General features: G+C 60.7%; 19 protein-coding genes and 3 tRNA genes. 13 read left to right on the top strand and 9 right to left on the bottom strand.

Annotation, left to right across the window (positions count from 1 at the left end):
• Positions 1 to 461: 461 nt before the first annotated feature.
• Positions 462 to 626, top strand: a complete 165-nt coding sequence (locus AC1DZU_RS34540; RefSeq protein WP_477291810.1) for a hypothetical protein — start codon at positions 462 to 464, stop codon at positions 624 to 626.
• A gap of 259 nt (positions 627 to 885) precedes the next feature.
• On the opposite strand, the gene AC1DZU_RS34535 is transcribed toward AC1DZU_RS34540, so the two are convergent.
• Positions 886 to 1,413 carry a hypothetical protein gene (locus AC1DZU_RS34535; RefSeq protein ID WP_477291808.1) on the bottom strand — a complete coding sequence of 176 codons (528 nt, stop codon included), beginning with the start codon at positions 1,411 to 1,413 and terminating at the stop codon, positions 886 to 888.
• An 813-nt stretch (positions 1,414 to 2,226) separates the two neighbouring features.
• Here AC1DZU_RS34535 and AC1DZU_RS34530 point away from each other — a divergent pair.
• Positions 2,227 to 3,054: a hypothetical protein gene (locus AC1DZU_RS34530; protein ID WP_477291806.1), complete on the top strand. Its 828-nt coding sequence runs from the start codon at positions 2,227 to 2,229 to the stop codon at positions 3,052 to 3,054.
• 156 nt (positions 3,055 to 3,210) lie between these two features.
• Here AC1DZU_RS34530 and AC1DZU_RS34525 read toward each other — a convergent pair.
• Positions 3,211 to 3,286: transfer RNA gene (locus AC1DZU_RS34525), tRNA-Thr, on the bottom strand.
• A 157-nt stretch (positions 3,287 to 3,443) separates the two neighbouring features.
• Here AC1DZU_RS34525 and AC1DZU_RS34520 point away from each other — a divergent pair.
• The 3 genes from AC1DZU_RS34520 to AC1DZU_RS34510 all read left to right on the top strand — a co-directional run bounded on the left by AC1DZU_RS34520 (position 3,444) and on the right by AC1DZU_RS34510 (position 4,577).
• Positions 3,444 to 3,611 (top strand): hypothetical protein, encoded by a 168-nt coding sequence (locus AC1DZU_RS34520; RefSeq protein ID WP_477291804.1) that lies wholly within the window; start codon positions 3,444 to 3,446, stop codon positions 3,609 to 3,611.
• A gap of 199 nt (positions 3,612 to 3,810) precedes the next feature.
• Entirely contained in the window at positions 3,811 to 4,014 is a 204-nt protein-coding gene (locus AC1DZU_RS34515; protein ID WP_477291802.1) for a hypothetical protein, read from the top strand.
• Positions 4,015 to 4,271: 257 nt separating this feature from the next.
• Complete coding sequence (locus AC1DZU_RS34510; RefSeq protein ID WP_477228473.1) at positions 4,272 to 4,577, top strand: BA14K family protein; 306 nt, start codon at positions 4,272 to 4,274, stop codon at positions 4,575 to 4,577.
• 410 nt (positions 4,578 to 4,987) lie between these two features.
• Here the strand turns inward: AC1DZU_RS34510 and bhcR are convergent, their stop codons facing one another.
• Positions 4,988 to 5,809: an HTH-type transcriptional regulator BhcR gene (gene bhcR, locus AC1DZU_RS34505; RefSeq protein WP_477291800.1), complete on the bottom strand. Its 822-nt coding sequence runs from the start codon at positions 5,807 to 5,809 to the stop codon at positions 4,988 to 4,990.
• Between the two features lie 215 nt (positions 5,810 to 6,024).
• Between bhcR and gcl the strand changes: the two genes are divergently transcribed.
• The 3 genes from gcl to AC1DZU_RS34490 all read left to right on the top strand — a co-directional run bounded on the left by gcl (position 6,025) and on the right by AC1DZU_RS34490 (position 9,737).
• The gene (gcl, locus tag AC1DZU_RS34500; protein WP_477291798.1) at positions 6,025 to 7,806 is read left to right on the top strand and encodes a glyoxylate carboligase; all 1,782 of its coding nucleotides are present in this window, start codon (positions 6,025 to 6,027) and stop codon (positions 7,804 to 7,806) included.
• A 24-nt stretch (positions 7,807 to 7,830) separates the two neighbouring features.
• Positions 7,831 to 8,628, top strand: a complete 798-nt coding sequence (gene otnI, locus AC1DZU_RS34495) for a 2-oxo-tetronate isomerase (protein WP_477291796.1) — start codon at positions 7,831 to 7,833, stop codon at positions 8,626 to 8,628.
• Positions 8,629 to 8,819: 191 nt separating this feature from the next.
• Positions 8,820 to 9,737 carry a 2-hydroxy-3-oxopropionate reductase gene (locus AC1DZU_RS34490; RefSeq protein ID WP_477291794.1) on the top strand — a complete coding sequence of 306 codons (918 nt, stop codon included), beginning with the start codon at positions 8,820 to 8,822 and terminating at the stop codon, positions 9,735 to 9,737.
• A 114-nt stretch (positions 9,738 to 9,851) separates the two neighbouring features.
• Here AC1DZU_RS34490 and AC1DZU_RS34485 read toward each other — a convergent pair whose 3' ends face one another.
• On the bottom strand, positions 9,852 to 10,700 hold the full coding sequence (locus AC1DZU_RS34485; RefSeq protein ID WP_477291792.1) for a TrmH family RNA methyltransferase: 849 nt from the start codon (positions 10,698 to 10,700) through the stop codon (positions 9,852 to 9,854).
• A 198-nt stretch (positions 10,701 to 10,898) separates the two neighbouring features.
• Here AC1DZU_RS34485 and AC1DZU_RS34480 point away from each other — a divergent pair.
• From AC1DZU_RS34480 to AC1DZU_RS34470, 3 genes are all read left to right on the top strand, one after another.
• Positions 10,899 to 10,983, top strand: a tRNA-Tyr gene (locus AC1DZU_RS34480).
• Between the two features lie 89 nt (positions 10,984 to 11,072).
• Positions 11,073 to 11,146 (top strand) — tRNA-Gly (locus tag AC1DZU_RS34475).
• Positions 11,147 to 11,727: 581 nt separating this feature from the next.
• Positions 11,728 to 13,905 carry a tetratricopeptide repeat protein gene (locus AC1DZU_RS34470; protein ID WP_477291790.1) on the top strand — a complete coding sequence of 726 codons (2,178 nt, stop codon included), beginning with the start codon at positions 11,728 to 11,730 and terminating at the stop codon, positions 13,903 to 13,905.
• A gap of 11 nt (positions 13,906 to 13,916) precedes the next feature.
• Here the strand turns inward: AC1DZU_RS34470 and AC1DZU_RS34465 are convergent, their stop codons facing one another.
• The 3 genes from AC1DZU_RS34465 to AC1DZU_RS34455 form a co-directional block, all read right to left on the bottom strand.
• A complete protein-coding gene (locus tag AC1DZU_RS34465; protein ID WP_477291788.1) occupies positions 13,917 to 14,420 on the bottom strand; it encodes a YHS domain-containing (seleno)protein in 504 nt (167 codons plus the stop codon).
• A 12-nt stretch (positions 14,421 to 14,432) separates the two neighbouring features.
• On the bottom strand, positions 14,433 to 15,023 hold the full coding sequence (locus AC1DZU_RS34460) for an ankyrin repeat domain-containing protein (protein ID WP_477291812.1): 591 nt from the start codon (positions 15,021 to 15,023) through the stop codon (positions 14,433 to 14,435).
• 353 nt (positions 15,024 to 15,376) lie between these two features.
• On the bottom strand, positions 15,377 to 15,841 hold the full coding sequence (locus tag AC1DZU_RS34455; RefSeq protein WP_477291786.1) for a YidB family protein: 465 nt from the start codon (positions 15,839 to 15,841) through the stop codon (positions 15,377 to 15,379).
• Positions 15,842 to 15,971: 130 nt separating this feature from the next.
• Between AC1DZU_RS34455 and AC1DZU_RS34450 the strand changes: the two genes are divergently transcribed.
• Positions 15,972 to 16,226 carry a GlsB/YeaQ/YmgE family stress response membrane protein gene (locus tag AC1DZU_RS34450; RefSeq protein WP_477291784.1) on the top strand — a complete coding sequence of 85 codons (255 nt, stop codon included), beginning with the start codon at positions 15,972 to 15,974 and terminating at the stop codon, positions 16,224 to 16,226.
• A 122-nt stretch (positions 16,227 to 16,348) separates the two neighbouring features.
• On the opposite strand, the gene AC1DZU_RS34445 is transcribed toward AC1DZU_RS34450, so the two are convergent.
• A complete protein-coding gene (locus AC1DZU_RS34445; protein WP_477291782.1) occupies positions 16,349 to 16,486 on the bottom strand; it encodes a hypothetical protein in 138 nt (45 codons plus the stop codon).
• Positions 16,487 to 16,620: 134 nt separating this feature from the next.
• Positions 16,621 to 17,508: a DMT family transporter gene (locus tag AC1DZU_RS34440; RefSeq protein WP_477291780.1), complete on the bottom strand. Its 888-nt coding sequence runs from the start codon at positions 17,506 to 17,508 to the stop codon at positions 16,621 to 16,623.
• A 293-nt stretch (positions 17,509 to 17,801) separates the two neighbouring features.
• Between AC1DZU_RS34440 and AC1DZU_RS34435 the strand changes: the two genes are divergently transcribed.
• Positions 17,802 to 18,032 (top strand): GTP-binding protein (locus AC1DZU_RS34435; RefSeq protein ID WP_477291778.1); only part of this gene is annotated, 231 nt, incomplete at its 3' end.

Below are 18,032 nucleotides of genomic sequence, written 5' to 3'. Positions count from 1 at the left end.
TACTCGCGCCCTTGTCCCACAGGGAGACCTGGACAATCGCAGCAGCCTTGACGGCGCCGGCACTGCCGGCCATGAGCATTGCGGCAGCAAGCCCGAGCACTGCTCTCCTCGATATGGATTTCATGACAATCTCCTCAGGACGGCAGCAGAAGCGCTCTAACATCCCAGCCACTATCCCTGCTCCCGGCTGACCCCCACCGTCCTTGCGCTAAATCAAAACACGCGCCGGCGCGGCATCACAAGGCCGAACTCCTACGGCAAGGCTAAGCATGGCTAGCTCCTGCGAACCATGTCGTGACGCCCAGAAAAGCGGCGCTAGGGCCTGTACCGTATAAAAAGCTTAAGGCCCCGGCGCCAGGGTGAATGCGCCGGGGCCTTTGTGGCATGTACGAAATACCTAGCATGTCCGCTTATTATCATCAGCTAATATGGTCAACAAACCATGAAGGGCCACACATCCGATGACCGGTAAGCCGCCGACAACCTACGTCGTGAGCGTGTTCGAGAGGCCGCATTGGCGCACCGTGCGGACCACAAAGGATGCAGCCAAGGCCTTCGCGTTGGCAAGGGAGATCGGCGACAAGGTGAGGGTTGAAGAGATCACGCCGAAGGTGAAACGGCGGTAGTGAAGATGGTGAGAAGTCTAGCCCTTACCACCACCGTCATTGCATCGATAGCTGCCGCTATCGTGCTGACCTTTATGGCAGCTAAAAGATTTGAGCTACGGCGCCCAAATCCGATTGAGGCTCATATCGAGAGGAACATCTGAGGCACGTGCCCGACTACGCAGCATCGCGCGCAAGAATCGCCCCCGCAAGGGCGCTCTTTGACGAAAAGGCACGCCACCGTGAGGCAGCGGGCTAAACGCGAAAGCAATGTCGTATTTCAGTAACGGTAGTAGTGCCTACGGTGGTGATACCTGTAGTGGTGGTAGTAGTGCCGGTGGTGGTAGTAGTGTCTATAATGATAGTAGTGCCTATGATAGTAGTGCCTGTGATAGTAGTGCCTGTGATAGTACACAGGACGGTAATAGCCACCGCCGTAATAGGGGTCGGCATAATACCCACCACCGTAGTAGGGGTCAGCATAGCCACCGTAGTAGCCGCCACCATAGTAGCCGTTGGTGAACATGCTTCCGATCAGTGCTCCGGCGATAAGCCCTCCTGGAAAATCGTCATAGCCACCGTATCCACCCCCATGATAGCGGTGGCCATAGTAACCACCCCCGTGTCGCCCGTAATGGCCGCCTCCCCAATAATTGTTGCGCCATCTGGCGCCGCCCCGAATTTGGATGACGTCGGACTGTGCGTTTTGCGTCTGAGGCACGAAAATTGGTGCGGCATCAACTGGACCAGTGCTCGTCAGCGCCAACGTTGATATTAAGGCGACCGCCATGCCGGACAGGAACTTCATGATCAAGTCCTCGCTGAATTGGGCACTATTTCTGGCTATCCAGAAACGTCGTCGATGCGAAATAGTTCCCAGACTCGATGAGCCTATGCCAACCTGCCCAAGGAGCTGACGAGTTTCGCCTCCGCAATGGCGCGCTTGACGCGAACTACGCCTTCGCCTTCCGCTTGGCTGGCGCCTTGTTTCAGGCGCAGCCTTGTTGCGACCTAAACCCTCTTGCCTTTGCCAGCGCAGATCGCTTCGCGGCGTAGTGCATTTCACATCCACATAAAGACCAGAGTTTACCGTCGCTAGTCATGGGACGGTTGAGACCAGCAATGGCCATCAAGTGTACGTCGTGCGGTCGTTCATGTACGTGGATCCGAACAGGGATCGAATGATCCTGCGGACAGCCTGGTCGACGTTGTACCGGGTAGCTTACCGTGTCAGGATTGCTTGCTGCATGAGACGGGGCTGTCCTGCGTGTGGGCTGAACGACGCCTAACCCCGCTACGCGCGGGCTTTTTGTTTGTATGGCGGGCAGACGGTAAAAAACCCGCTGCCAGGAGGGAGAGAAAGGCAGCGGGTTATTAATAGCTCACCGCCGTGGGGGAGGGGCGGTGGTGAGCGTGGGGTCAGCGACAAGGATGGGAGGAAAAAACCGCCGACGGCTACAAAAGTACGCGCCGCAATGCCGCGCCGCAATTGTGCGAAGGTGTTACCGCCCTAAGCGAAGGTGGCGCGGGTGTACGCAAAGATTTAGCCCGTTTCGCGCGGGGTTTTTGTTGTCAATGCTTCGTCTATGATCGCAAGAGGATCGAAGGTCTCTAGCCAACCATGAACCCCTTCACGTTCCAGCAAGTTGCGAATTACGGGACCAGCGAACCAATAGTTGCGCGCCTGACATCACAGGCGTCGGCCTTGAGGTTCAGCGCTACAGACGACGAAGAGGACGTGTCCGGCGAGATTTGGCGGTGCCAGCAGGCTTTGATGGATTGTCATCAGGCCCGCTTGAGGGTTCAGACCAGTGTCACGACTGGACAAGAAAAGGCGATTGCCGACCGAGGGAAGGGGATAAACGCGATCCCTTATGCCATTGGCCTCGAAACTGATGCACAGGCGTTTCTGCTATCTGCAAAACAATACCTCCATTCCGTCGCCGGCCTAATCCTCCGACTGTTCAAGACGACGGCCTTCAAGCCTGACGCTGGCTCATTGTGGACAAAGATTGAAGGCGGCAAGACAAAGGTTGCCCAAGCAGTGGTGTGGGCGGAGACCACCTTGGGCAAGGATGCGGGAATCACAAAGCTCCTCACATTTGCCGACGCTCACGTGGGCGAAGTCATTAAGTGGCGAAATGCCGCTGAGCACTCCAATGACCCCAATTCCAAATCAGGCAATCTTGAGATCAAGAATTTCACAATCGAGCATGGCAGGGTTGTGGCACCCCGTTGGCGCCGCACAATCGTCGTCACCGAGGCTTTTGTGGGCGTAGAGGACAAGCTGGTTGGGTGGGAGAATTTCCTTCTGGACTTTTGCGAGAGGGTAATCTTGGAGGGCTATCAAAGTCGCCTCCCTCCAATCATGACCATTGCCCCAATTCCACAAGCTGAAATCGATCCGGCGAACCCTTACCGATATAGGTTGGCGTTGAGGGGAAAGTGACGCTTCTCTGTGTTGCATCCGTGTTGCACGGACTCCGTAGGAATTGATGACAAAGCCCGGTAATTTGCAGTTCTCAATGTAATGTGTTGCAACGCAATTTCGCGCGCCTAGGCGAATTTAATGACAGATAAGATATTGATTATATTGCAATTTTGCTGGTGCCCCCGGACGGAATCGAACCGCCGACCTTCGGTTTACAAAACCGCTGCTCTACCAGCTGAGCTACAAGGGCACGGCGCTCCGGTTAGCATATTTGTTGCGCCAGTAAAGACAAAACTCCATTTTCGGTTACCCGGCATCGAGTGGACCGCCGGGGAGGGCATCCTGCAAACCGCCAAATCGCTTCCTACATATCTGGAAGGTGCAATCGCTTCGAGCAGGGGTGTCGCATGATCAGGTTTGTCATCATTCTCCCCATCATCTTCGTGGTCTGGATGCTGCTGGTGAAAATCATCAGCGATGTGAAGAAGGCCAATGTCGACTGGACCGGCGTCACCACCATCATCGGCTTCATCGCACTCGCCTTCTGGCTTCGCCATGTCACCGGCATGGGGTGAGCGGTAAGCGAATAGGGAATTGCGAATAGTTCAGGTGGCGAGTGCTGCTCTTTCGCTACTCGCTGCTCCCTATTCGCTATTCACTCGCCTTCCGGCGCCGCCGAAAAATCTCCGAAACCTTTCGAACCATTTGCCGTACCGCGCCGACTGATGGTCAGAGGCGAATGGGTCGCCTCGATCAAGGATCCAGGAGATCATCATGTTCAAGCGCACTCTTACGTCAGGCCTCGTTGCCATTTTCGTCGCCACCGGCGCGCTCGCCGGCACTGTCGGCACGTCGTCAGCCCATGGCATGCATCATCATCACCATCATCATCATCACTACAGGCATTTCGAGCATTGGTGGTGGCACCACAACCATCATCATCACCACCATCATGGCCGGGTGATCATTTTCCTTTGATGGAGGGACCCAATTCCCCAAAGGGCGGCTTCGGCCGCCCTTTTTGCGTTATGCGCCAGGTCGCTGAGCCCCGGCCTCGACGCTAAGGTCCAGACTTCCGTCGATACGTGCAGGCATCGCGCCGGCAGGCCTCCACACTGTTTGATTTCTGCGGTTCCAGGAAAATCGAAAAAAGATTCGAACCTTTTTCCTTGCCGCAACGACAGATGATCAAGAGGCGGATGGATCGCCTCGTTCAACGAAGCAAGGAGATCATCATGTTCACGCGCACACTCGTTTCCGGCCTCATCGCCACCACCGTCGCTGCCACCATGCTGGTCGGCACCGTCCAGCCTTCGGCCGCGCATTCGCATCATCACCACGACCTCGGCATCGGCATCGCCGCCGGCGTTGGCGGCTTTGTCCTGGGCACCCTGCTCGCCCAGCAGCCCCGCACCGTCTATGTCGACGAAGACGGCGGCTCGTGGCACGTCCGCCGCTGCTTCGACCGCTACGCAAGCTACGATCCGGACTCAGACACCTATGTCGGCTACGACGGCTACCGTCACTACTGCCGGCTCTGAGAGGAGGTGGCGTCTCAAGCAACTGCAGGAGGGGCGCCCCGCAGCCCCTCTTTTTGCTGTTCGCAAGATGTTCGGGGGGAGGGGATGGGATCGGATCCCGGCCGGGTACCGAGGCCATGATTTCGAGATATTGCGGCGGGACAACGATCCTATGAGGAAAGCAATTTAGGCCGTTCTGGCCATCGCCACGGGAGCCGGTGCTCTGCTGTTCGCGCTGGCCTGGCATGACCGCTACTGGTTGTGGCGGGATTGCTTCAACGAACTTGGCTGGTGCTCCAATTCCGAAAGCAGCGAGGTTTTTCTTGAACAGGCCGGGCTGGTGGGGGGCATGTTCGCCATCGGCTGTCTGCTTGCTTGCCTGTTCTTTGCCCGATTGGCCTACTCGCGGCGGTGAGTCTCCTCGCGCCGCATCAGGCTGAGAGAGCGCCGCCAATCAACCTCGTCACCTCGGCTGCGGCATCGCGCACCAAAGGGCCGATCTCGGCCAGCCGTTCCGGCGTCACCCGCACGGTCGGCCCCGACACCGAGACACCACCGATCGGCTCGCCGAATTCATTGAAGATGGCGGCTGCCACGCAACGCATGCCGGGGTGCCGCTCCTCGTCGTCCACCGACCAGCCACGCCGTTTGATCGTTGCCAGGTCATGGGCAAGGGCGGAAATGTCGGAAAGCGTCCTGTCGGTGAAGCGCTGCAGTCCAGCCTTGCGCAGGATGGTGCCGACACGCTCCGGCTCAAGATGCGCCAGCACTGCCTTGCCGATGCCGGACGCATGGAACGGGCTGCGCGTCCCCGGCCGGAAGAAGGCGCGGATCGCCTGGTGCGTCTCGACCTGGCTGACAAAGACCACGCAATCATCCTCGGCAACGCCGAGATTGGCGGTCTCGCCGGTCCTTTCCATCAACTCCTGCATGACGATACGGGCACGGTCGACCAGCTTGCGGCGGCGCAGGAACGCCGCGCCCATGCGGTAGGTCTCGACGCCGATCGACCACAGCTGATCGCTGGTGTCGAATTCGACCATGCCGTGGTTTTCGAGCGTCGTCAGCATGCGGTAGGCGGTAGAGGCGGCAAGGCCGCTTTGCGCTGATATCTCGCTTAGGGACAGGCCGCTGCCTTCGGCGACAATGGCCAGGATGCGTAGTGCCCGGTCGAGCGACTGGACCGAAGTCGGCTCGGAGGGCCCGTTGAAGGCGCGCGGCCGACCGCGCTGGCGTTTCTCGGTGGTTTCCATGGCCGCATTGTCGGCAATTTGGCGCGAGAGGCAATGAAAAAGTTTTTCATTGTGTGGGGGCATGAAATCGGTGGAAAACGAAAAGCCGTTCAAATTCATTGGCTAATCGCCGTTTCCTGGAAATGAAAAAATATTCTGAAAAAATTGAAAAATGGCTGGCTTGATGGCATTCTCAGCCATCCAACAATGACAAAACCCCTGTGGAGGGCCGGAAAATGGCCAGGATGCGCGCTGTCGATGCTGCGGTTCTCGTTCTCGAAAAGGAAGGCATTTCCTGCGCTTTCGGCGTGCCGGGCGCGGCGATCAACCCGTTCTACTCGGCCCTGAAGGCGAGGGGAACGATCCGCCATGTCCTTGCCCGCCACGTCGAGGGCGCCTCGCACATGGCGGAAGGTTTTACCCGCGCCAAGGCTGGCAATATTGGGCTGTGCATCGGCACCTCGGGTCCGGCGGGTACCGATATGATCACCGGGCTTTATTCGGCCGCGGCGGATTCCATCCCGATCCTGTGCATCACCGGCCAGGCGCCGCGTGCACGGCTGAACAAGGAGGATTTCCAGGCGGTCGACATCGCCGCCATCGCCGCACCGGTCGCCAAATGGGCGGTCACCGTCATGGAGCCCTATCTGGTGCCGATGACACTGCAGAAGGCGTTCCACCTGATGCGCTCGTCGCGGCCGGGCCCGGTGCTGATCGACCTGCCGGTCGATGTGCAACTGGCTGAGATCGAGTTCGACATCGATGCCTATGAGCCGTTGACGCCGTTCAAGCCGGCAATGACGCGCGCGCAGGCCGAAAAGGCGCTGGCGATGCTCAACACGGCCGAAAAGCCGCTGATCGTCGCCGGCGGCGGCATCATCAATGCCGATGCATCGGATCTGCTCATCGAATTCGCCGAGATTTCAGGCGTGCCGGTCATCCCGACCTTGATGGGCTGGGGCGCCATCCCCGACGACCACCGGCTGATGGCCGGCATGTGCGGGCTGCAGACCTCGCATCGCTACGGCAATGCGACGATGCTGGAGGCCGATTTCGTCTTCGGCATCGGCAACCGCTGGGCCAATCGCCACACCGGGTCGGTCGACGTCTACACCAAGGGCAAGAAATTCATCCATGTCGACATCGAACCCACTCAGATCGGCCGTGTCTTCGCGCCGGACCTCGGCGTCGTCTCGGATGCGGGCGCGGCACTGAAGGTACTGCTCGACGTCGCCACCGAGTGGAAGACGGCTGGCAAGCTGCGCGACTGGTCCGGTTGGGCCAAGGAATGCCAGGGCCGCAAGAAGACCATGAAGCGCAAGACGCATTTCGACCAGGTGCCGCTGAAGCCGCAGCGTGTCTACGAGGAGATGAACAAGGCGTTCGGCCGCGATGTCACCTATGTCACCACGATCGGCCTGTCGCAGATCGCCGGGGCGCAATTCCTGCATGTCTACAAGCCGCGCAACTGGATCAATTGCGGCCAGGCCGGCCCGCTCGGCTGGACCTTGCCGGCAGCCCTTGGCGTTCGCGCCGCCGACCCCGACCGCACCATCGTGGCGCTGTCGGGCGACTATGATTTCCAATTCATGATCGAGGAACTGGCGGTCGGTGCGCAGCACAAGCTGCCCTATCTCCATGTCGTGGTGAACAACGCCTATCTCGGGCTGATTCGCCAGGCGCAGCGCGGCTTTTCGATGGATTTCGAGGTCAATCTCGCCTTCGAGAACATCAACCGCTCGGGCGATCCCGAGGCCGGCTATGGCGTCGACCATGTTGCCGTTGCCGAGGCGATGGGCTGCAAGGCGGTCAGGGTACGCAAGCCCGAGGAATTCGCCGCCGCTTTCAAGGAAGCGCAGCGGCTGATGAAGGAGCACCAGGTTCCGGTCGTGCTCGAATTCATCCTCGAGCGTGTCACCAACATCTCCATGGGCACCGAGATCGACAAGATCACCGAATTCGAGGACCTTGCCGAACATCAGGAAGACGCGCCGACGGCGATCGTGATGCTGGATTAGATCAGCGGAAAAGGAGAAAAAGAAATGCCGCGTTTCTCAGCCAATCTTTCCATGCTCTTTGGCGAGCATGAGTTCCTCGACCGTTTTGACGCAGCTGCCCGCGCGGGCTTCAAGGGCGTCGAATATATCGGCCCCTACGATCACGCCCCCGAGGTGGTCGCCGCCCGGCTTAAGAAAAACGGCCTGACACAGGTGCTGTTCAATCTGCCGCTGGGCGACTGGGGCAAGGGCGAGCGCGGCATTGCCGTGCTGCCGGATCGCGTGCCGGAATTCCGTCAGGGCATCGCCAAGGCGATCACCTATGCGCAGGCGCTCGGCTGCCAGCAGGTCAATTGCCTTGCCGGCATCGCTCCCGCAGGCGTCGACCGAAAGGTGCTGGAGGACGTCTTTGCCGAAAACCTCGCCTTTGCGGCGGAAAAGCTGGAGCAGGCCGGCATCCGGCTGCTGATCGAGGCGATCAACACCCGCGATATCCCCGGCTTCTTCCTCAACTACTCCGACCAGGCGCTGGCGCTGATCGACCGTATCGGTTCGAAGAACCTGTTCCTGCAATATGACATCTATCACATGCAGATCATGGAGGGGGATCTCGCCCGTACCATCGAGGCAAACCTCGGCCGCATCGCGCATATCCAGCTTGCGGACAATCCCGGTCGTCACGAGCCGGGGACGGGCGAGATCAACTATCCCTTCCTCTACGAGCATATCGACCGCATCGGCTATTCCGGCTGGGTCGGCGCGGAATACAAGCCGAAGGCCGGTACGGAGGCTGGGCTGGATTGGTTCAGGGAACTGGCCGGGCAGGGAAGCGCGGCGGCTTGAGCGCCAGAAATTGTGCAACGCTTGCGCCGCCCCTCACCCTTGCCCTCTCCCCGTATAGGGACGGGGAGACGGGTCGCCAGCGCTGGAGCACTTCCTTCTCCCCGTCACTATACGGGGAGAAGGTGCCGGCAGGCGGATGAGGGGCAGCGCCAGCCTTCGATGAGTTCGGACAACACTTTCGGAGAAAAACAATGGAAACCATTGGTTTCATCGGCCTCGGCATCATGGGCGCGCCGATGGCGGGGCATCTGCTGGATGCTGGCTATACGGTCATCGCCAGCGACCATCGCGCGAAGCCGCCGGCCGACCTCGTCGCCAAGGGGCTGAAGTCAGTCTCGGGCCATGCCGCGGTGGCCAAGGCAGCCGACATCATCATCACGATGGTGCCTGACACACCACAGGTCGCCGAAGTGCTGTTCGGCGACAACGGCGTTGCGTCCGGCCTGACCAAGGGCAAGCTGGTGATCGACATGAGCTCGATCTCGCCGATCGAGACCAAGGTGCTCGCCAAGAAGATCAATGAGCTCGGCTGCGACTATCTCGACGCGCCGGTTTCGGGCGGCGAAGTCGGCGCCAAGGCGGCGTCGCTGGCCATCATGGTCGGCGGCGAGGACAAGGCGTTCGAGCGCGCCAGGCCGGTGTTCGAGAAGATGGGCAAGAACATCACCCTGGTCGGGCCGAACGGCGTCGGCCAGACCACCAAGGTGGCCAACCAGATCGTTGTCGCGCTGACCATTGAAGCTGTCGCCGAAGCGCTTGTTTTTGCATCGAAAGCCGGTGCCGATCCAGCCAAGGTCAGGCAAGCGCTGATGGGCGGGCTGGCGGCCTCGCGCATTCTCGAAGTGCATGGCGAACGCATGGTCAAGCGCACCTTCGCGCCGGGCTTTCGCATCGAACTGCACCAGAAGGACCTCAACCTGGCGCTGGAAGGGGCAAAAGCACTCGGCGTGTCGCTGCCCAACACCTCGACCACGCAGCAGCTGTTCAATTCCTGCGCCGCCAATGGCGGCGCCAAGGAGGATCACTCGGCGCTGGTCAGGGCGCTGGAGCGGATGGCCAATTTCGAGGTGGGCGGCAACGCAGGCGAAATCAAAGGCAAAGCTGCATAGGTCAGGAGAGGGCGGCGCAACGTTCCCAAGCCGCCAACTCGTGCCTGTCGAAGAACGGGCTCCTGCGTCCATCGCCGGAGCCCGTTTCGCATTTCGAGATGTTTGGCGTGAGGCTCAGCCGCGCTTCAAGAAAGCCCGCGCCGCATAGAGGCTGATCGCCGCGGCGTTCGACACATTGAGCGAACGGATGGCGCCGGGCATGTCGAGCCGCGCCAGCGTCGTCACCGTCTCGCGCGTCTTCTGGCGCAGGCCCTTGCCCTCGGCGCCGAGCACCAGCGCTATTCTGTCACCGGCAAAACTCGTTTCGAGTTCCGCCGGCCCGTCCGAATCGAGCCCGATGGTCTGGAACCCGGCCTCGTGCAACTGGCCGAGCGCGTCGGCCAGGTTCTTCACCTCGATCTGGTCGATATGCTCCAGTGCGCCGGAGGCCGATTTCGCCAGCACGCCCGATTCCTGCGGGCTGTGGCGTGCCGTGGTGATCAGCGCGCCGGCGCCGAAGGCGACAGCCGAGCGCAGGATGGCGCCCACATTGTGCGGATCGGTGACCTGGTCGAGCACCAGCACCAGCCTTGCATCGCCAAGTGCGTCAAGCCGCTTCGGCTTCAGCGGCTCGGCCTCGATCAGCACGCCCTGGTGCACGGCGTCCGAGCCGGTGATCTTGTCGATATCCCTGGGTTCGACCAGCTCCGCCTTGAAGGGCAGGGCGGCGAGATCGGCGATTTCCAGGCGTTCGGCCGCATTGCGCGTGACCAGCATCTTTCTGATCTTGCGGCGCGGATTGTCGAGCGCCGCGCGCACCGTGTGCAGGCCATAGAGCCGCACCAGGCCGTCCGCGGCATGTTCGCCCGGCGGAACCGGCTGGCGGGGCCTGAATGCTGGCGCGCCGCCGCTTTTCTCGTCGCGATAGGCGCGGCGCAGCTTGGCGTAATGGGTGTCTTTGGGGGTGTTGGTTTTGTCGCTCATGGCAGGCTTCTATAGCCGTCTCCTCAGGCCAGGGATATGGCTCGTCGCCGCAGCCGGCGAACAACATCGAAAAACGCCGGTTGCGCGGTTGACACCCAATGGCCTTGCCGCCATAAGGCGCTTCGCTGGTTTCGGAGAAGACTTAACTCGGGTCCGGATTGGCGTGAATGCCTCGTTGCATGGCTCCGGCGGCAGACTGGAGAGGTGCCCGAGTGGTTAAAGGGGACGGACTGTAAATCCGTTGGCTTAGCCTACGTTGGTTCGAATCCAACCCTCTCCACCACTGCCGGCCCGGAAGCCCTGAAACGCGAAAGCATCGGACCGAAAAGTGCATGGCGCTTTTCGGGGGAATCCGGTACTTCAGTGCAAGGCGCGGGTATAGCTCAGTGGTAGAGCAGCAGCCTTCCAAGCTGAATATGCGGGTTCGATTCCCGCTACCCGCTCCATATAACTATTTGATATTTATAAGAATTTTCCCTGAGATCGATTGGGCCGTGTCACTGCGCCTGTCAGTACTGCGCCGGTATTCCTAAAAGTCCACTGCAGATATTCAGCTTGCTAAGCTTACCCTCGACAGAGAGCGGCACTGAAAGGACGTGCGCGAAATAGGTGGAAAGCCGCCTTTCGGCTCATCTGTCAGACCGAGCAAACAGAAGCGGCCATCCGCCTCTAGTTCTCAGATGACCGCAGTGGGCCAGAAACAGTAGGTCCGCTTATTGTGTGGGGAAGAGCAATGGCGGACGTTCTACCTTCAAGGTCTGATGTCGTGAGCTGACCCGATCTGGTCATTCCCACCGCATTTCGGCCTCCAAAGCGGACATTCAGCCAAGTCGGCGCTGTTGACCTAAGCGGACATCTTGTCGAAGAGCATTCCATTCAGAACTCGCGGTTGGAAGGATCGGAGCGTTGCGCATACTGAGTAACCCCGACATCCTCGGGATAGCGGTCGCGCACGCTCGCGTCCGACGCGGGACTAGAATAGGCTGCAGCGAAGCCGCTTGATCGACCGGGGAGGGCGCTGGCAGGTATGGAGCGAAGGCTTACCGCGATACTTGCTGCCGATGTGGTTGGCTACAGCCGCCTCATGGGCGAGGACGAGGTAGGCACGCTCGAACGATTGAAGGGTTGCCGTCGCGAACTGGTCGACCCCGCGATCAAGGAATTCCACGGCCGCATTATCAAGCTCATGGGCGACGGCGCGCTCGTCGAGTTCGCCAGCGTCGTCGATGCCGTCCAGTGCGCTGCCGTGATCCAGCGCCGAATGGCGGAGCGCGATCGGGGCACCACTGATGCCCGGCAGATCCGGTTTCGCATCGGCGTCAATCTCGGCGACGTCCTCGTCGAGGGCGATGACATCTATGGCGATGGCGTGAACATTGCAGCGCGCCTGGAGGCAATGGCGGAGCCCGGGGGTATTTGCATCTCGGGCACGGCGTTCGACCACGCGGTGCACAAGGTGGATGTCGGCTTTGCCAGTCTGGGAGAGCAGCGCCTCAAGAACATCGCCGATCCGGTTCGCGCGTATCGACTCTTGCTCGATCCCGCGGCATCGGGAAAGGTCACGGCCGCGCCCCACCGGCCGGGTCCGCGCGTCATGATCCTGGCAGCCGCCGCCGTCCTGGCGATTGCCGCGATTGCCGGCATTTTTGCGTGGCAGAAGTTCTCGGTGCCATCGCGGCCATCGGTTGCCGTGCTGCCGTTTGCAGACCTCGGCGGCGATCCAGGCCAGGACTATTTCGCTGACGGCATCACCGAAGATCTGATCACCGACCTCACCAAGCTTTCCGGTCTGGACGTCATCGCGCGCAACTCTGTGTTCGCCTACAAGGACAAGCCTGCAGCGCTGGCGGACGTCGCGCGCGACCTTGGCGTGCGCTTCGTCGTCGAGGGGAGCGTCCGCCGCACCGGCGAGCAAATCCGCCTCAATGCCCAGCTCATCGATACGGCAACGGGCGACAATCTGTGGGCCAACCGGTTCGACCGTGGCATGGCCGGCGTGTTTGCCGTCCAGGACGAGATGAGCCGGGAGATCGCCAAGGCGCTTGGCATGCAACCTTCGGCAGCGGAGAGCGAGCGCATGGCGCGCCCGCCGACCGAAAACCTCGAAGCCTACGACTTCTACCTTCGGGCCGAGCAGACAGCACGGACCGGCCGGCGCGAAGGACTGCGGGAGGCGCTCACGCTCTACGACAAGGCGGAGGAGCTCGACCCCGCTTTTGCCGAAGCCTTCACGGCGGATGCAAGCACGACAGTCTATATCTGGCGCGAATCGTTCAACGACATCATGCAGAGCGCGCCCGCGCGCAAGCGCGCCTATGAGAAGGCAAGCCGTGCGCTGCAACTCGACCCGGACCTTTCGTCGCCTTATGCGATTCTTGGCATCATGCAGGTCGTGGATCGCCGCTACGAGGAAGCTATCGCTTCGGCCGAGCGAGCCGTCGCACTCGGCCCCGGCGATGCGGAGACGCAAATAGCTCTAGGATACGTGCAACTGTTCGCCGGCAATCATGCCGACGCAGCCACCGCGGTCGAGACGGCGCTCAGGCTCGATCCCAACCTTTCACCCATCAACCGGCAAATTGCCGGTCTGGTCTTTCTCATTCAAGGTAGCAACGACAAGGCGATCGAGGCGCTCGAACGCACGCGCGACGATGCGCCGTCAGTTGGAGATTTCAGAATTACCCTCGCTGCCGCTTACGCCCGCGCCGGCCGCCTGCAGGATGCGAGGGCGGCGGTCGCCGAGGGACTAGGTTCCATGTCGACACCGGGGTTCGATTCATTGTCCGCATACCGGCTCAGCGGTACCCAATACCGTAACCGGCAGGATTTGGCTCTCATCATCGACGCGTTGCAGCAGGCGGGCTTGCCCGAATGGCCGTTCGGCTTCGCCGGCGACGAGCACAACCGCTTGAAGGGCGGGGAGATCGCCTCGCTGGTGCTGGGCCATACGCTGCAGGGCCAGATCGAACCCGGTCTCCAACCAGCCTTCCTTCAGATCGGGAGCGACGGCAAGGCGGCTTTCCGCTCGACGACGCGGCTGGTCACCGAGACCGTCTACGTCGATGGCGACCTCTTGTGCGAGCTGAGCGAGAATATGTTCGGGCGCCCCGATTGCGGACCAGTCTACAGACGCCGCGACGATAGCGGCGGCGGCTATTCCTTCGTCAACTCAAGCAAGGTATTCCACTTCGCGGTGGTTCAGTAGATGCGCGCGTCTCAGTGATATTTGTCGAGCTCCAAATTGGCCGCGACCTTCGGCCAGTTGGCATCAGCTTTCGGTATATTTTCAGCTGCATGCGCGGCGAAATGGTCCGCATTGCCGACGTCGTAGATCAGGTAGAGCTTGCCGTCGATAATCTTGAATGCTTCCGGATCGACGTTGATCGTGACCCCTCCGCCCACGACTTCGGCAGCACAGTAGCCGCCATACTGAGGAGCGTACTTGACCGGTTCGCTCATGAACATTTCCAGGTGTTTCTTGCTGGCGAAATGCCAGGGTGTCCCCAGCCAGTCATAAGTGAACTCTTCCGAGCCCTTCACGGCCTTGCCGTCAGTGAAGTAAGCGACCGCGTCGTAGCCCATGATCGCCACACCGCCGAAATAGCCGGTGTTTACCGAATCGTCGGCACAGGCCGATCCCGCGCTGGCGACCGCAGCTATCGCGACCAGGGCAGCCGCCCCCAAATTCCGAACCGGTCGTGATTTGATCATCGTGCTCATCTGCATCCTCCGTTAATCGTGGATTTCGGCGCACTTCGCCGCGTTTGCCTCGCCAAGGATTTTGGCTTGGCAGGTAGCACCATGGCGTTTGAACAGTCGTATGATATCCGTGTTGCCCTTCCAGAATGCGCGCGTTGTCGGCATGTAGCCATGGCCCTCGGGATGGTTCACATCGGCACCTTTCGCAATAAGGAATTCGGCCAGTTCAACGTGGTTTTCCTCGCCGGCCACCAACAACGGGGTAGCACCCGCCTTGTTGGCGGCATCGTCGAGCACAGCTCCTCTTTCCAGCAACAGCTTGGCGATCGGCAGGCTGCCCGAGAAGGCCGCCGCATGAAGTGGGGTGAAGCCGCCCGAGTTACGCGCCATGACGTCGGCACCCTTGCCCAGCAGGAATTCGGCGATGTCCGGCTGGTTGTCGAGCGCTGCAGCTATGAGAAGGGTTGCTTGGTCGCGTGCCCGGGTGTCAACGCCGGCACCACTCGCGAGAGCTTGCTCGACACCCACTTTGTCGCCGGCAGCTATGGCGTCGAACAACAAGTCGCCCGCCGCTGCATTGGTCGCGGCAAGCGCCAATACGACAAGTATCAGCAGTCCACGCATCAGTATCGATATCACGCGCGAGGATAGCGTACAAGTTCGGGACGACAGTGCTCCGCATTGTGGCAGTTTGACGTTGCCGGGAAAAATGAAATGTCCGCCTGGGATTGCGCCACGAACGACCGGACTTGGCGCAAAGCTGTCTGTTGCCTCTGCTCCATCGATGTCCGATTTTGGTGAATGGACGGGACCGTCGTAGTGCCCGAGATGCGGCGCAAAGCCATCATGCGCATCTTCGCCTGCGAGAGTCTGCTCCGGGTCGAAAATCGGTCCAGACTTGCGTCCACACGATCTCCAGGTCGAAACACCGCGCGGCAAGCCGCGCAGCGCTCCCCTGTGCAGACGTCTGCGTGGCGCTAGCTGTTGAACGCGGACGCAACCTGGTGCTGCTGCGGCACCTGGCCGTTCGGCGTCAGCTTGTCGATGACGCCGGGCAGTGCCGTGGACAGCTGCTTGAGCAGTTCCTGCTCGTCCATCCCCGTCCGTTGCGCGATCTCGTGAATGACCTGCGGCCCGAGTGCGGCGCCGAGATCATTGGCGTTGATCGACTGGTTCTGCCCGGTGCCGACCCACGAGTCGGCGACATTGCCGTGGCCGGCATCCCTGAGCTTGTCGAGCAGGCCGCCCAATCCGCCGAGCAGGCCGCCGTCGGCGGAGGTCGTTCCGGTGGAAGCGGGTCCGGTCGGGGCCGGGGTCCCGGTCTGGTCCGGTTGTTCGGCACTTCTGCCGCTCAGCATTTTTCCGACCAGCAGCGCGCCGAGCGCGATCATCAGCGGTTTGGTGATGTTGCCGCCGGGAACGGCGTTGTCAAAAAGTCCCATAGTGGATCCTCCATAACGACCAGCCCAACCCCACCTCAACAATGGGGCATGCGGGCGGAATTTCAAGCTGGCTTGAGCTTTTGACAATCCTATGAAAATGTTCGGCTGGCGGGTGGATGGAGAGGAAAAAATGTCAATCATCAGCTGGATCATACTCGGCGTCATCGCCGGCTTCTTGGGCAGCAAGATCGTCAACAAGAGCGGCCAGGGCATTTTGATGGACATCGTGCTCGGCATCGTCGGCGCCATTGTCGGCGGGCTGATCTTCAGCGCCTTCGGTGCGTCGGGCGTCACCGGCCTCAACATCTACAGCCTGATCGTCGCCGTGATCGGCGCGGTGGTCGTGCTGTGGGCCTACCACCAGTTCAGCGGAAGACGGGCGTAAGACAAAGAGGTAGGGCGGTTCTGCGTTTCCGTGAAACGATGAACCGCTCCAGGTGCCGGCCGGATCGTCTGAAATACGAATTTCTGCCGAGGACCAGCTTCGGGCCGGTACGCGATATCTGCCTATGGCATCAGCACTGCGTCGGCTGCGGCGAAAAAGATCAGCGTTCCCGCGATGAACACCGCCCAGCCGACAAGCGACTTGCGGATGGCGGCCTCGTGTTCGGCGTCGGAGTTCTTGTTCTGGTCAAAATCCGTCATGGGGAAACTCCCTTGGCTGATTGATCATGGCGTCTTGGATTGGACGGTCTTCGCCGATTAGACGATCTTTTTCGGCTCGGCAACAGCGCGCGGAAAGACGCGGGTGAGCGCCCGCTTGGCCTGCTTGGGCGCTGCTAGGCGACGACGGTCAGTCGGCGCTTGCGCTGGTCCAGCGAGACGATGGCAAGTCCGCTGCCCACCACCAGCAGGATGCCGCAGACCGCCAGCGCATTCGGGAATTGTCCGAACACCAGCAGGCCCGAAATGACCGCCCAGACGGTGAAGCAATAGTAGAACGGCGCCACCGCACTGGTCGGCCCGACGCGATAGGCCATGAAGATGAAGAAGTGGCCGAAGATCAGGAAAAATCCGGCGCCTGCCATCAGCAGCAGATGGCGCGCCTCCGGCATAACCCAGCGTTCGGAAACCAGATGCGCGGCTCCGGCACCGATCAGCACCACCACGACGGCGGAGATCGCCACGATCATCCCCGGCACCTCTGCCGTAACCCGCCTGCCGGCAAGGTCGCGTGCCGCCGACAGCGTCGCGTTGCCGAGCGCCAGCAAGGCGTAGACCGAAATGCCTTGCATGGTCGGTTGCGCCACCATCAGCGCGCCGATGAAGCCGAGTCCGATCAGCGCCATCCTCTGGCCGCCGATCCGCTCGCCGAAAAGGATCGAGGAGCCGACCAGCATCAACAGCGGCGTGATCTGACCGAGTGCTGTCGAATCCGCGATCTGCATGTTGGCGAGCGCCACCACGTAGCAGAGGATCGCCGCCAGCTCGAGCAGGTTCCTGCGCAGCACGTGCCTGTCGAAGATCAGCGGAATCTGCTTGCCGTAGCCCAGCGCGAACAACAGCGGGAAACCCCAGAGCGTTGCCGCCGCACCGCGCAGAAACAGCACTTCGTAGGACGGCAGGCCCGATGTCGCGAGTTTCATCATCGTATCGTTGACGAGATACGATCCGGTCGAGACGATCATGAACAGGGGGCCGCGGATAGCGGTCGGAATGAAATGCATCCGGCGAGGAAATCAGACCTCGATGACGACCGCAATGGGCCATGACCTGGCGGTGAATCAGACACGGATGGGCAGGCAAAACAGCGCCGTGGCGGCTTCGATCGATCCGCCTGCCACCCATTTCATTTCGTCTCGCCCTTTCCTATGTCAGCGCCATATCCCGCAATCGGATCAATGGTTCGGACTGAGTGAGACTGCACCCGGCCAAAAGACGCTTGTGTTTTTTGGCCTTTGTCGCTAATCGCCCCGCATTCGACTGAACTGAAGGTCCAGGCCGTCCAAGGAAAGAGACTATGGCAAAAGGTAAATTCGAGCGTAACAAGCCTCATGTGAACATCGGCACGATTGGTCACGTTGACCATGGCAAGACGTCGTTGACGGCGGCGATCACGAAGTATTTTGGCGAATACAAGCGCTACGACCAGATCGACGCGGCCCCTGAGGAGAAGGCGCGCGGCATCACGATCTCGACGGCGCATGTCGAATACGAGACGGCCAACCGCCACTACGCTCACGTCGACTGC

The organism is Mesorhizobium sp. P2_A12, assembly GCF_056405075.1.
The sequence above is the reverse complement of the archived record's forward strand: the minus strand, read 5'-3'. Positions and strand labels throughout refer to the sequence as shown.

What these genes read in the sequence shown, in the direction of transcription:
- AC1DZU_RS34540 (WP_477291810.1), top strand. Translation starts at nt 462, where the DNA reads ATGACCGGTAAGCCGCCGACAACCTACGTCGTGAGCGTGTTCGAGAGG.
- AC1DZU_RS34535 (WP_477291808.1), bottom strand. Translation starts at nt 1,413, where the DNA reads ATGAAGTTCCTGTCCGGCATGGCGGTCGCCTTAATATCAACGTTGGCG.
- AC1DZU_RS34530 (WP_477291806.1), top strand. Translation starts at nt 2,227, where the DNA reads ATGAACCCCTTCACGTTCCAGCAAGTTGCGAATTACGGGACCAGCGAA.
- AC1DZU_RS34520 (WP_477291804.1), top strand. Translation starts at nt 3,444, where the DNA reads ATGATCAGGTTTGTCATCATTCTCCCCATCATCTTCGTGGTCTGGATG.
- AC1DZU_RS34515 (WP_477291802.1), top strand. Translation starts at nt 3,811, where the DNA reads ATGTTCAAGCGCACTCTTACGTCAGGCCTCGTTGCCATTTTCGTCGCC.
- AC1DZU_RS34510 (WP_477228473.1), top strand. Translation starts at nt 4,272, where the DNA reads ATGTTCACGCGCACACTCGTTTCCGGCCTCATCGCCACCACCGTCGCT.
- bhcR (WP_477291800.1), bottom strand. Translation starts at nt 5,809, where the DNA reads ATGGAAACCACCGAGAAACGCCAGCGCGGTCGGCCGCGCGCCTTCAAC.
- gcl (WP_477291798.1), top strand. Translation starts at nt 6,025, where the DNA reads ATGGCCAGGATGCGCGCTGTCGATGCTGCGGTTCTCGTTCTCGAAAAG.
- otnI (WP_477291796.1), top strand. Translation starts at nt 7,831, where the DNA reads ATGCCGCGTTTCTCAGCCAATCTTTCCATGCTCTTTGGCGAGCATGAG.
- AC1DZU_RS34490 (WP_477291794.1), top strand. Translation starts at nt 8,820, where the DNA reads ATGGAAACCATTGGTTTCATCGGCCTCGGCATCATGGGCGCGCCGATG.
- AC1DZU_RS34485 (WP_477291792.1), bottom strand. Translation starts at nt 10,700, where the DNA reads ATGAGCGACAAAACCAACACCCCCAAAGACACCCATTACGCCAAGCTG.
- AC1DZU_RS34470 (WP_477291790.1), top strand. Translation starts at nt 11,728, where the DNA reads ATGGAGCGAAGGCTTACCGCGATACTTGCTGCCGATGTGGTTGGCTAC.
- AC1DZU_RS34465 (WP_477291788.1), bottom strand. Translation starts at nt 14,420, where the DNA reads ATGAGCACGATGATCAAATCACGACCGGTTCGGAATTTGGGGGCGGCT.
- AC1DZU_RS34460 (WP_477291812.1), bottom strand. Translation starts at nt 15,023, where the DNA reads ATGCGTGGACTGCTGATACTTGTCGTATTGGCGCTTGCCGCGACCAAT.
- AC1DZU_RS34455 (WP_477291786.1), bottom strand. Translation starts at nt 15,841, where the DNA reads ATGGGACTTTTTGACAACGCCGTTCCCGGCGGCAACATCACCAAACCG.
- AC1DZU_RS34450 (WP_477291784.1), top strand. Translation starts at nt 15,972, where the DNA reads ATGTCAATCATCAGCTGGATCATACTCGGCGTCATCGCCGGCTTCTTG.
- AC1DZU_RS34445 (WP_477291782.1), bottom strand. Translation starts at nt 16,486, where the DNA reads ATGACGGATTTTGACCAGAACAAGAACTCCGACGCCGAACACGAGGCC.
- AC1DZU_RS34440 (WP_477291780.1), bottom strand. Translation starts at nt 17,508, where the DNA reads ATGCATTTCATTCCGACCGCTATCCGCGGCCCCCTGTTCATGATCGTC.